This window comes from uncultured Ruminococcus sp., assembly GCF_934476685.1.
Classification (GTDB): Bacteria; Bacillota; Clostridia; order Oscillospirales; family Ruminococcaceae; genus Hominimerdicola.
This window is the reverse complement of sequence record NZ_CAKSNX010000007.1, coordinates 26,441-39,922: the sequence shown is the minus strand read 5'-3', so window position 1 is coordinate 39,922 and position 13,482 is coordinate 26,441. Positions and strand designations below refer to the sequence as shown.

The 13,482-nt window shown below is 41.9% G+C and carries 9 protein-coding genes; 1 reads left to right on the top strand and 8 read right to left on the bottom strand.

The window, feature by feature from the left end; genetic code table 11:
- Positions 1-4: 4 nt before the first annotated feature.
- Entirely contained in the window at positions 5-1,180 is a 1,176-nt protein-coding gene (locus tag Q0E19_RS08175) for an ATP-binding protein (protein ID WP_365904859.1), read from the bottom strand.
- 137 nt (positions 1,181-1,317) lie between these two features.
- Complete coding sequence (gene hcp, locus Q0E19_RS08170; protein WP_294408743.1) at positions 1,318-2,880, bottom strand: hydroxylamine reductase; 1,563 nt, start codon at positions 2,878-2,880, stop codon at positions 1,318-1,320.
- A gap of 141 nt (positions 2,881-3,021) precedes the next feature.
- On the opposite strand from hcp, the gene Q0E19_RS08165 reads away from it, so the two are divergent.
- Positions 3,022-3,882 (top strand): YitT family protein, encoded by an 861-nt coding sequence (locus Q0E19_RS08165; RefSeq protein ID WP_294408741.1) that lies wholly within the window; start codon positions 3,022-3,024, stop codon positions 3,880-3,882.
- A gap of 92 nt (positions 3,883-3,974) precedes the next feature.
- Here Q0E19_RS08165 and ptsP read toward each other — a convergent pair whose 3' ends face one another.
- From ptsP to Q0E19_RS08135, 6 genes are all read right to left on the bottom strand, one after another.
- Positions 3,975-5,609: a phosphoenolpyruvate--protein phosphotransferase gene (gene ptsP / locus Q0E19_RS08160; protein WP_294408739.1), complete on the bottom strand. Its 1,635-nt coding sequence runs from the start codon at positions 5,607-5,609 to the stop codon at positions 3,975-3,977.
- A 121-nt stretch (positions 5,610-5,730) separates the two neighbouring features.
- On the bottom strand, positions 5,731-5,988 hold the full coding sequence (locus Q0E19_RS08155) for an HPr family phosphocarrier protein (protein ID WP_294408736.1): 258 nt from the start codon (positions 5,986-5,988) through the stop codon (positions 5,731-5,733).
- Positions 5,989-6,015: 27 nt separating this feature from the next.
- Positions 6,016-8,157 carry a PTS transporter subunit IIABC gene (locus Q0E19_RS08150; RefSeq protein ID WP_294408733.1) on the bottom strand — a complete coding sequence of 714 codons (2,142 nt, stop codon included), beginning with the start codon at positions 8,155-8,157 and terminating at the stop codon, positions 6,016-6,018.
- 88 nt (positions 8,158-8,245) lie between these two features.
- Complete coding sequence (locus Q0E19_RS08145; RefSeq protein WP_294408729.1) at positions 8,246-9,082, bottom strand: PRD domain-containing protein; 837 nt, start codon at positions 9,080-9,082, stop codon at positions 8,246-8,248.
- A gap of 336 nt (positions 9,083-9,418) precedes the next feature.
- On the bottom strand, positions 9,419-10,843 hold the full coding sequence (gene mgtE / locus Q0E19_RS08140) for a magnesium transporter (protein ID WP_294408727.1): 1,425 nt from the start codon (positions 10,841-10,843) through the stop codon (positions 9,419-9,421).
- 313 nt (positions 10,844-11,156) lie between these two features.
- A complete protein-coding gene (locus Q0E19_RS08135; RefSeq protein ID WP_294408726.1) occupies positions 11,157-13,259 on the bottom strand; it encodes a leucine-rich repeat domain-containing protein in 2,103 nt (700 codons plus the stop codon).
- Between the last annotated feature and the right edge of the window lie 223 nt (positions 13,260-13,482).

The following is a 13,482-nucleotide window of genomic DNA, read 5'->3' as shown; positions in this document are numbered from 1 at the left end:
ATATTTAAAACTCGTCCTGCGCATCATCAAAGCCGCAGTGACTTCCGTTATCCTGATACTCGATAACTCTGTCAAGGTTGACGTTCTCTATACTTCTGAAAATGTTGTCCTCGACCTGCGGATCTTTCTCGGTAAGCTCTCTGATAAGATTTTTTATTTCCACACGCTTTGAACCTGTTCCCGTAGGATTGCAGGTGGTACAGGTATCTGTGAAACGGCAGGCACAGGCGATAAAGTGAAGATCGTTATGATCTCTCCAACGCTTTATCTCGTCCTCACGGATAAGATAGAGGGGACGGATAAGCTCCATTCCCGCATAGTTTTCGCTGTGCAGTTTCGGCATCATAGTGCGGATCTGACCGCTGTAAACCATACTCATAAGTATAGTTTCGATAACGTCATCATAATGATGTCCCAAAGCTATTTTATTGCAGCCTGCAAGCTGTGCATTTTTATACAGATATCCTCTTCTCATTCTTGCGCAGAGATAGCATGGATTTTTGTTTACGTTATAAACAGACTCGAAAATATCGGTTTCAAACACCTTTATAGGTATTCCCAAACGCTTTGCATTCTTTTCGATTATCTCTCTATTCTGTGAACTGTAACCTGGGTCCATTACAAGATATGTGACTTCAAAATCATATTTCCCCGATTTTTTAAGTTCACCAAAAAGCTTTGCCATAAGCATAGAATCCTTGCCGCCCGAAATGCAGACAGCCACATGATCCCCATTGCTTACAAGCTTATATCTGTCAACGGCTTCAAGAAATTTCAGCCATATGCTCTTTTCAAACTCACCATGGATACTCTCCTCAGCCTTTTTGGCAAAGTCCTCAGAAAAGCTTTCATTCTGCATCTGAACTCTGAGCCAGCCATAATATCCCTCAGTAAGATTTACTGCATCATAACCTTTTTCCCTGAGTATCTCTGCGGCAGTGTCGCTTATGATACCGCTTTTGCAGTAGATAACAAGCTTTTTATCTTTTCCTATCGAAGAATTTTCAAACGAAAAGTTTTCAAATGAAAAGCTTTCATTTGTTATACTCTCATAAGGGATATTCACAGCACCGTTTATATGACCGTACTCAAAGTCAAGCTCATTTCGTATGTCTATAAGCACACAGGCATTTCCGTCGAGGTTATCAAGCTCGGAAATACTGATCGATTCGTTATTCAAAAAAATCCACACCATTCCAATTATCTGATTACAAATTACAAAGCATTCCGCACATACCATTTCGGCTGTGCGGTCTGCTACATTAGTATATCACAAAATCCTGCGGATTTCAAGCGGTTTTACAACATTATGATGATTTATGACAATATCTTTCTTATATCGTTCTCAGGTGTGTCGATCGGTGTGATATTGAATTTCTCCACAAGAACATCAAGAACTCCTTTTGAAACAAAAGCAGGGATAGTTGGTCCGAGGAAGATATTCTTTATGCCCAGATAAAGCAGGGTAAGAAGTATACATACGGCTTTCTGCTCATACCACGAAAGCACAAGGGTAATGGGAAGATCATTTACGCCACATTCAAAAGCGTCCGCAAGTGCAAGGGCGATCTTTATTGCGCTGTAAGCGTCATTACACTGACCGCAGTCGAGTATTCTCGGTATGCCGTCTATCTCCCCTAAGTCAAGGTCGTTTATGCGGTATTTTCCGCAGGCAAGCGTCAGAATAACTGTATCGGGAGGGGTCAGCTTTGCAAAGTCGGTGTAATAGCTTCTGCTTGGTGAAGCTCCGTCACAGCCGCCCACAAGGAAGAAATGCTTTATCTTCCCTTCTTTAACAAGGCTGATTATCTTTTCTGCATTTGAAAGGACAGCGTTGTGGGCAAAGCCGGTTATTACAGTATGACCGCCGTTCATACCTGTCATTTCCTTGTCCTCATCATAACCGCCGCACTCTATCGCCTTGTTTATTACCGGAGTAAAGTCCTTATCGTCACCGATATGGGTAAGTTCGGGATACGATACCACCGATGTGGTGAACACTCTGTCGCAGTAGCTCTGGCGCACGGGCATTATACAGTTTGTAGTGAAAAGTATTGGCGCAGGGATATTGTGAAATTCAGACTGCTGATTTTGCCAGCCTGTACCAAAGTTGCCTTTTAGATGAGGATATTTTTTCAGCTCAGGATAGCCGTGTGCAGGCAGCATTTCGCTATGGGTATAGATATTTATGCCCTTATCCTTTGTCTGCTCCAGCAGCAGTTTCATATCATGAAGATCGTGACCGCTCACCACGATAAACGGACCTTTTTCAATAGTCAGCGGTACTTCCGTCGGAACAGGATCGCCGTAAGCGTCTGTGTTTGCGGCATCAAGCATTGCCATACATTTGAAGTTCACTTTTCCTGTTTCAAGCACCAGATCTAAAAGCTTTTCAGCGTCGTCCTCATCTGCAATGGCTCTGAGTGCCTTATAGAAAAATCCGTTTACTTCGCTGTCCTTTTTACCAAGGGCAAGTGAATGATAAGCGTAAGCCGCCATACCTTTTATTCCGAAAAGGATAAGGGATTTCAGCGAACGTATATCGTCCTTTCCGTCCCAGATATTTTTCATATCATAGTCATCAAACTTTTGAGAATTTATCCTGCCCTTTTCCTTTTCTATCTCCGTTTTGAGCTTTTTTATGGTTTCATTGTTGAAATTTACATTTGTGATGGTCGTAAAAAGACCTTTTAGCATAAGTTCATCTGTTTTTTCATCGGGATCGCCCTGCTTAGCCGCTCTCGCCATACCTATAAGCGCACCGATAAGTTCGTCCTGATAATTTGCTGTATCAGCTTTCTTTCCGCAGACACCTACTTTACCCTCACAGCCTGTGTTATGGGCTGTCTGCTGACATTGAAAACAAAACATCTCGTTCATTGTTAAACCTCCGATAATAGTTTATAATGGTATTATGGGGCGGCAAAATAAAGTTATGCATTGGGCAGGAAAAATCTTTACTTTTTGCGCTGCATATGTTATCATAATGGTGTAAAAGCTGTTTATGAAAGGAGAATGCATATGAAGACAACAATGAAAAAAGATATCGTTACTATCCTTGCCGTTACATCGGCAGCTTTTCTTATGGCTCTAAACAACAAGACTTTCGTCAGCACAGGCGGACTTTATCCGGGCGGTATAACGGGACTTACTATCCTTATCCAGCGTATTGCGGCAAACCTTGCGGGGATAAGCCTGCCGTTCAGTATAGTTAATATTCTGCTGAACGCTTTCCCTGTTTATATCGGTTTTCGATTTATCGGCAAACGCTTTACTGCATATTCCTGCCTTATGATACTGCTCAACAGTATTTTCACCGACCTTATCCCCGATCACATCATCACCGAGGACGTTCTGCTGATAAGCATTTTCGGCGGCATAATCAACGGACTTTCGATCAGCCTTTGCCTTAACTGCGGTGCGACTTCGGGAGGAACGGATTTTATTTCAATATATCTTTCCGAAAAAAGCAACATGGATTCTTTCAACATTATCCTTGGGTTCAACTCGGCGATCATATGCACAGCAGGTCTGCTTTTTGGCTGGGACAAGGCGCTTTACTCTATAATTTTTCAATACGCTTCCACAGCTGTTATCCATATGCTTTACAAGAAATTTCAGCAAAGCACATTCTTTATCGTTACAAACAAGCCTGATGAGATATGCAAGGCTATTTACGCTGCATCACAGCACGGAGCAACGGTGCTTGAGGGTGAAGGTTCTTACGAACACTGCGAGCGTAATGTCATATACTCAGTAGTATCGGCTGCACAGACCAAAAAGGTCATACACGCTGTAAAAGCTGTTGACCCGCAGGCTTTTATCAATGAGGTAAAAACACAGAAACTTTCAGGAAGATTTTATTTTCCGAGAGAAAGATAAAAAGATAATAAATATAAGGCAAAAGTCCTTACCGCTTATTTGGCGGCAAGGACTTTTTTCAGATTAAAAATTTATAAAAGAACTGATACGCATTATTTGGAAAGGTCGATATTTCTTACGGCGTCCCTTACTTTCAGAACGAATGTCGGGGAAACGGAAAGCTCGTCTATACCCATTCTGAGGAATGTTTCGGTAAGAGTTGTATCCGCAGCAAGCTCACCGCATATACCGATCCACGCACCGTTTTTATGTGCGTTTTCAGCTGACATCTCAATAAGTCTGAGGATAGCCTCATGATGTGTATCACAGAACTGCTCTATATCAGGGTTCTGTCTGTCGCAGGCAAGAGTATACTGAGTAAGATCGTTTGTACCGACGCTGAAGAAGTCTACCAGCGGAGCAAGTCTGTCGCTTATAACGGCTGCGGCAGGTGTTTCGATCATAATGCCAAGCTCTGTGCTTTCGGCATAGTCTATTCCCTGCTCCTTAAGCTCTGCCTTGACCTCGTCGCATACTTTAAGTATCTTTTCCACCTCAGAAACGCTTGTTATCATAGGGAACATTATTCCGAGGTTTCCGTATACAGAGGCTCTGAAAAGCGCTCTCAGCTGTGTTTTGAATATCTCAGGTCTTGTAAGGCATATTCTTATGGCACGATAACCGAGGGCAGGATTTTCCTCTTTCTTCATATTGAAATAGTCTACCTGCTTATCTGCGCCGATATCAAGTGTTCTGATGATGACCTTTTTGCCTGCCATACTTTCAAGAACACGCTTGTATGCATGGAACTGCTGCTCCTCTGTCGGGTAGTCTGTATTTTCAAGATAGAGGAACTCACTTCTGAACAGACCAATTCCGCCTGCATCGTTCAAGAGAACTGCGCCGATGTTGTCAACACTGCCGATATTTGCGAAAATATTTATCTTTGTGCCGTCCTTTGTTACGTTTTCCTTACCCTTTAACTCCTGAAGCAGACGCTTTTTCTCTTCGTCTGACTTCTGCTTTGCTTTAAGCTTTTCAACAGTTTCAGCGTCTGGATTTACAAATATCTCTCCTGTAAATCCGTCTACGATGGCATCATCACCGTCATTTATCTCTTCAAGGAACTTTTCGCCCACACCGATAACGGCAGGGATATTCATATTTCTTGCAAGGATAGCGGTATGTGAATTTGATGAACCATGAGCGGTAACAAAAGCAAGCACCTTATCCTTATCGAGCGAAACGGTTTCGCTTGGCGCAAGATCGTCTGCGCAGACTATCATTTTATCCTCTGCTGAGGCAGCGTCGGACACTGTGCCTGTAAGGTTTGCGATTATTCTGTTGGATATATCCTTTACGTCTGCGGCACGAGCCTGCATATAAGGATCGTCCATAGAAGAGAACATTTCCGCAAAGTTATCTGCTGTTACGGCAACGGCATATTCTGCGTTCACTTTCTGGCTTTCGATAATGTTTTCGATAGACTCGTTGTAATCATCGTCCTCCAGCATCATCATATGGATCTCAAAGATCTGAGCGTTGGTTTCGCCCACCTCTTTAAGTGCCTTTTCGTATATAGCCTGAAGCTGATTTGACGCTGCCTCCTTAGCCTCGGCAACTCTCTTCTTTTCAGCCTCGCTGTCCTCTGTACGGACACGCTTTATCGTGGTTTCCTGCTTTTTGAAGATAGAGATCTTTCCTATTGCAACTGCACTGTAAACACCTTTTCCTGTAAATTTCATCATAATATCAGCTCCTTAATATTTATAATTTTCAATTTTTAATCTGTTTTTTAGCCTTTTATTGTACTATGTATGCTCCGCAGCTCAGAGCGGTATTCTCTGAGCTGAACGGAGTATCAATTTATCAGAGGTTTTCTTCAAAGAAAGCCTTTACGCTCTCGATAGCCTTATCCTCATCAGCGCCGTCAGCAGTGATCTTTACTGTTTCGCCGTGCTTTACGCCAAGTCCCATTACTGCCATAAGCTTTGTAAGGTTTACGGATTTTCCGCTTTTTTCAATAGTGATCGTGCTTTCAAACTCCTTTGCTTTCTTTGCAAGAAGTCCTGCCGGTCTTGCATGGATACCAATTTCGTCTGTTATGGTGTAGTCAAATGTTTTCATTAAAAATCGCTCCTTTAAATTATTTTATCACTTTATCTTTACAAATACATCTCCCGCTGAAACCTTTCCCTCTGCGATCGGTTCAACTGATGCATAATCGTCTGTGTTGCATATCATAAGCGGTGTGGTGAGCTTATAGCCTGCCTCTCTGATCTTATCCATATCGAATGTTATAAGCAGATCGCCTTTCTTTACTGTCTGACCGTCTGTGACATGAGCCTCGAAATATTTGCCCTCAAGTTTAACTGTGTCGATGCCTATATGCATCAGTATTTCTGCTCCATCATCTGAGATCATATTTACAGCGTGTTTTGTATCAAAAACTCCGTCTATCTTTCCGTCACACGGAGCAAAAAGCTTGCCTTCTGACGGCTCGACTGCAAGTCCTTCGCCAAGTATCTTCTGTGAGAAAACATCGTCCTCAACGTCCTCCAGCTTTACGGCTGTGCCGTTCATATGAGCGAATATAGTTATTTCTTTTGTATCCGCAGACGGCTTTTCCGACTTCTGTTCAGCCTTTTCCTCAGCTTTTTCAGCCGGTGATTCGCCGATAACGCTGTCGGGATCATCTGCATAAGGCGAGTCGATAAAGTCCTCAAGGTTGGATTTTACCACAGAGACCTGCGGACCATAGATCACCTGAACGCCGTTGCCTTTGTGGATAACTCCCGACGCACCGCTTGCTTTGAGCAGGCTGTCGTCAACAGCTGATGAATCCTTGACCGTTATTCTCAGACGTGTTGCACAGCAGTCAACGTCTGAAAGGTTTGCTTTTCCGCCAAGACCTTTAAGGATAAGGGCGCTTATAACGTCCTCAGACTTTCCGCCTGCCGCCTTTTCAGCCTTTGCCTTGTTTACATCACTTCTTCTGTAAAGTTTCGGCTCAACATCATCAGGCTCACGTCCAGGCGTTTTGAGATCCATTTTTGTTATCATGAAATAGAACACGAAATAGTAAACTACTGCGTAGATAAGACCTACTACAACTATCCATATCCAATGGGTCTTTTCGTTGCCCTGAAGAATACCGAACAGCGTAAGGTCGATAGCGCCGCCTGAGAATGTCATTCCGACGCCAACGTTAAGGATATGCATAAGCATATATGAAAGTCCTGCGAGGACACAGTGAACACCGTACATCAAAGGTGCAACAAAGAGGAAAGTGAACTCAAGTGGTTCTGTAATACCTGTTATCATTGAGGTAAGAGCAGCTGAAAGCAGAAGGCTTCCTACTACCTTTTTCTTTTCAGGACGAGCTGCCTTATACATTGCAAATGCTGCGGCAGGAAGTCCGAAAATCATAAATGGGAATTTGCCCGACATAAATCTTGTTGCTGAAACTGAGAAAACCTCTGTTGACTTAGACGCAAGCTCTGCAAAGAAGATGTTCTGTGCGCCTGTTACAACGTTGCCGTCGATGATCATAGATCCGCCAAGTTCTGTCTGCCAGAAAGGCATATAGAAAACATGGTGAAGTCCGAAAGGAATGAGCGCACGTTCAAGTATGCCGTAGATCCATGTTCCTGCATATCCTGAATTGAGTACAAGCACACCGAGCTTTGAAATACCCAGCTGTACCACAGGCCAGAGGTAGAACATTATTATACCGACGATAAGATATGTGATCGTCGAAACGATCGGAACAAATCTTGTTCCGCCGAAGAATGAAAGCACCTGCGGAAGTTCTGTTTTATAGAACCTGTTATGAAGTGCGGCAACGCCCAAGCCGACGATAATACCGCCGAACACTCCCATTTGCAGGGTGGTTATTCCGAGTACTGATGTGGTGGAGTTTTCTGCCATTGCCTCAACTCCGCCCTTTGCAGCAATAAGTGCGCTGATAGTTGTATTCATAACTATGAATGCTATCGCACCGGAAAGGGCTGCAACTTCCTTTTCCTTTTTCGCCATACCAATGGCAACGCCCATTGCGAAAAGCAGGGCAAGGTTGTCGAAAACGGCGCTTCCCGTTTTGCTCATGATGTCGAGTATGGTATAGAGTATACCGCCCTCGTAGATGAATTTTCCAAGATGATATGTTTCGATTGTCGTTGCGTTGGTGAAGGAACTTCCTATTCCAAGCAGAAGTCCCGCCACCGGCAGCAGGGCTATCGGCAGCATGAATGATCTGCCGACACGCTGAAGCACGCCGAATATTTTGTCTTTCATTATTTTTGATCCTCCTGATTTTTTATAGCTTGCCATAAACATTACTGAGGTACCAATCATAACGTTTTAACGGCACAACATACGAAAATTATCCGCTGATCTTTTTCAGATGAAGTGTAAGTGTCAGCACTTCGTCTTCTGATATAGTCTTTGCATAATTCTTTAAAATATAATCCTGCATCGACTTTGCGCATCTGTACGGCTTTTTGAATTTGCTTTTTACAAGCATAAGCAGATCTTCATCACGGCTGAGGACATTCGGAAGTTCCTGCGATCTGAAAAGTCTTTTCGCAAGGAATTTCAGATGAACAAGAAAACGTTCATAAGCTATGGTCGTCTTGTCTATCCTGCCTGAAAATGATGCGTCTGCTATCTCTGCACAGCCGTTGACCATTTTTGTGATATCGGGTATCTGTCCCATATCCGTACCCATACGGGCATTTATTATATGCATTGCGATAAAGCCTGATTCATCATCGCTGAGCTGAACGCCGAGCCTTTGATTAATCTCTTCAACACAATGCTTTCCAAGTGCAAGCTCTTTCGGGAAGCAGTCATGGATAGCGTCCATAAGCGGGTTTGTAAACTCCATTCCGTTTTCCTTGCGCTGTATTGCAAAGGAAATATGATCCGAAAGAGTGATTATAAGCGATTCATTCAACGGCGAGTCTATGTGAGATGTGATATAATCCACAAGATCAGCCGTCAGCTTTATATGCTCGTAAGGAATTTCCGTAAGGCACTCGATAAGTCTTTTTCTGAGTGCGGAGTCGGTGACGAGATACATTTTCTGAATTTTTGATGTATCGGGTGCGTCGCCGTACTTTTTGCCGAAGCCTATTCCCTTTCCTGAGATTATCTGCTCTTTTCCCTTATCGTCAAGAACGCAGACAGTATTATTATTTATCACCTTGATTATCTTCATAAAAAGTCCCCCTATAAACAAAAAAACCAACCTTAATACGACTACCCAATAACGTCCGCATAAAGTTGGTTATGCCCATTCATATTAAGAATGGTAACACTCCAATATATAATCTGAAAAATATTATTTATCAATTTCACTATAATTAGTTTAACACACGCAATTATATTTGTCAATACAGTACAGCTTTTTGCATTTGCAAATCTATTTTTTGGACAAACTGAACTTCTTCCTTTTGTGGAAAACTAACAATACACAGGCATTAAAGGTAAAAAATACCGCCCGCTATGAGAAAATCACACACGGACGGCATTATTATGCCTTATATAAAACTCATCATGCAAGCTTGAGAACATTTAGCAGAAGTATCCAGCTCATACCATAATAGGTCACGACTGCAACAAGGTCATTTATTGTGGTTATCAGCGGGCCTGAAGCTACCGCAGGATCGACCTTTATCTTCTTGAAAAACAGTGGTATAAGCGTACCCACTGCACCTGAAATTATCATTGCTATCATCAGTGAAAGACCTATGCAGGAAGATATTGCAAAGGCTGCACCGGCAGTTTTCGCTTTGAAGAACATAATGTACAATCCCACAAACACCACTGAGATCAAACCAAGTATGCCGCCGTTGCAAAGCGCTATCTTCATTTCCTTTATCACAAGCCGCACTTTATTTTTAGCGGTAAGGTTTTCGTCTGCCAGAACTCGTATGGTAACAGCCAGCGACTGAGTACCAACGTTTCCCGACATATCCAGTATAAGCGACTGGAAAGCCATTATGATAGTCAGCTGTGACACGACTTTTTCAAAAGCTCCAACTACCGATGATACGAGCATACCCAGCACTAGCAGGATAAGCAGCCACGGCATACGCTTTTTCATACTGTCTTTCAGCGGTTCTGAAAGATCTTCTTCAGCGGTAAGACCTGCCAGCTTTGCATAGTCGTCGCCCATCTCATCGTCAATAACTTCCACAAGGCTCTGAGAAGTGATGACGCCGAGTATGGCATTGCTGTTATCCAACACAGGAATGCTGTCCTCAGAATAATCTTTCAACTTTTCTATACATTCATCTATATTTTCAGTACCGTACACATAAGGGAAAGATGTACTTATCAGCGACTCAAGAGAATCGTCCTGACGTGCGATGATAAGGTCCTTTAAATCTATCGCACCGTAAAACAGGTCGTCTGTATCCGTCACAAAGATAGTGGATATATTATCATTATCCTTAGCCTGCGCAATAAGCTCGCTCATTGCATTCTTTATGGTCATATTATTCTTTATGACTATAAAGTTCGCAGTCATACGGCTGCCTATCTCGTCCTCGTCAAATGATGCGATAAGCTCTATCTTATGCTTTGCCTCGGCGTCCAGCAGATCAATAAGCTGTATGCGCCTTTCCTTTGGTATTTCACGGAGGATATCTACTGCGCTGTCGCTTTCAAGACATGAAACGACCTCCACAGCTTTTCTGATATCCATTTCATCAAGGAACATTCCCGCTTTATCTTCGGGGATATACTCAAAGATATTTGACAGTTCAGCCGTATCAAGCACTCTGAAAAGTCTTTTTCTGTCGGCTGTATTGATCTCTGTCATAACCTCGGCGATATCATTTTCGTGATAGTCGCTGAGCTTTTCCCTCATTGCTTTCGGGGAGAAATTCCCCATAATAATATTGGTGATCTCTATCTTATAGTCAGGCTTCTGAGAAGCCCCTGATGATAAGATCATATCCTTTTCATTATTCATAACAGACCCGCCTTTCAAATTTTTTTGAAAGTGATATCGGGCGCAAAATGATATTCCGAAAGGAAACGGGCTAAGCTATGCCGCAAAGCAAGCGCAGAGCGACAGTTCCCTTTTCAGAAACATCACACAATTTCACGCATCGCCCGAAACTATCACCATTACTCACTTTGCTCACCTCACATTATTTTTTTATTTAACCTAGTAATTATACCATAGCCGCCAAATCAAGTCAAGGCAATTTACTTTTTGGTAACACAATGTTGAAAAAATCCGCCCGAAGTCTAACTCCGAGCGGAAGATGTAAATATTATAACTATACGACAGTATATGTTCTTACAGCAGTGCCTGCAAGATTATTTTTGCCCTTTATGGTCACGGTCACTTTGCCGTTTTTAACTGCGGAATATGAAACAGTGTAATTGCCCTTATAAATTTCGGTCGAGCCTATATTTACAGAAACATTCGGCTTATTTTTATCCGAGCTGTTTTTCGACAATTTTATGGTGCAGTTTCCTATATTCCTTGGATTTATCTTAAAGGTCTTTGTGACTGTGCCTTTAAGATTTTTCTTTCCTGTCAGGGTAACTGTGGCTGTGCCTGCGGAGATATTATTGCTGTATGTAACGGTATAATTTCCGCTGTACATTTCAGTTCCGTTGCAGTATACATTTACTGACGGCTTGAACCTCTTGCCGTTGAAATAGAATGAGTCATCACTCAGCTCTATCTGACAGTTGCCGATAGAACGCTGAACTATGCTGAAAGTTTTGGTAACTGAGCCTGTATAATTTCCGTTTCCTGTTATAGTAATAGTCGCTGTGCCTACTGAAAGGTTATTTGCATAGGTCACTGAATAATCCTTTCCGTTTTTAAGCAAAGTCGAGCCGTCCTTTACAGTTACAACAGGTCTTATTCTTGTGCCTCTGAAATACTGAGTTGAGGAAGGAAGTTCTACCTTGCATGATGAGATATTCTTTGCGGCAACGTCTGAGAATTTATAGTTATGCTTTTCAGTATTCTTGTTCTTGAAATATGACGCTGCTTTTGAGTCGGACTTGCAGATATATGTTACCTTTCCATTTTTAACACCGAGGTCATTTATTTTGATATCATCTGGGATAGTAACACTGATCTTTCCGCCGTTTTCGGGGGTGTAGAATTCCTGTACAGGTCCTCCAGTTCCACAATAATTAGTACCGTCAGAATTATAACCATATGCCTGACAGCCCATTACCATATCAACGGCTGAAACATTCAAACCATTTATCTTTGCAGGAATAGTTACCGAACTGCTGCTGCCCACATAACCGCAGATAACCGCTGAACCTCCGTTATAAGAATATAAAAATCCGTTATTTTCATATACATACTCTGTTTTCTGCCAATCACCGTCTAAATCATAATAGAACTTATACATATATGTAGTGATAGATCTTTCGTCGTTACCATAGCTTTTAAGCTCATAATAAAAATTATTATTGTTCAGTTTCTGTAAAGCTTCATTATATTTAAGACCCTCAAGCAAAATATGCTGTATCGGGGCAGTACGCATTCCGTTCTCCAAGGCATACTGTTCAGCAGCAGAACCCTCATCACATATAATTTTAAAGTTTATATACGGAAGAATTTCGCCCGACTCATTATCGTAACCGAGCGCTCTGCTGCCGATAGTTTTTACACTTGCAGGTATCTCTATTTTTCTAATGCCGCAGTAAAAGAACGCTTCTTCGCCTATCTCTTCGACGCTATTATACATATTTACTTCTTTAAGTCCTAAACAGTTTTTAAATGCACATTTGCCTATTTTCTTCAATTTATAAGGGAGATATAACGAACCATCATCTTCACCTATAAAATTATAGCATCCGTAAAATGCATAATCACTTATTTCCGTCAAATTTTCAAGTGACGATAATGACGGACTCAAATGACTGCATCCATAAAATGCGCCCTTGCCTATGTAACTGGTTTCATAAGAAAAGTCAAAATATGTTATAGCATCGCAGCCATAAAAAGCATACTCACCTATTGAAGTGACTGTTTCAGGCATACAAATAGATATTCCTGAACCGTCATTATATTCCTCAGAGTATTTTAGCTTATTCTTGAACGCACACAGACCTATGCTTGTAACAGGCTTGCCGTCTATCTCCTCAGGGATATTTAGTTCATTTGAATCTGCCCACTCTTCAGAATCGTTTGACGGAGACTCGCCGTAATATGCGGTTATCTCAACTGTATTATCGCTGAGTATCTTATAGCCGAAATTTCCGCTGCACAGTTCGTCCGTAACCGCACTTGCTGAGATATTAAGCTCCGACACCACATTTTCTGTTTCGGGCAGCACTGCTGAGCCAAAGACCAGAGCGACTGCAAGAATGCCTGCTGTCAATTTTCTTACACTAATACTTTTCATATTTTCGACCTCCTGTATCTGATATTAAAATCATTTAATTAAAATTATATGACTTTGTTTCTCAAGATTATTTTACCACTATTTATCAAGCCTGTCAACACAAAATGCACAAAAATGAACATATTTTTATGTGATAAAAAATCTTCTTTTCGCCCTTGCTTTATTTATGATAGTATGTTATATTTATATATGTTTGGTCAAATAAAAGTCAGGATAAAAATAC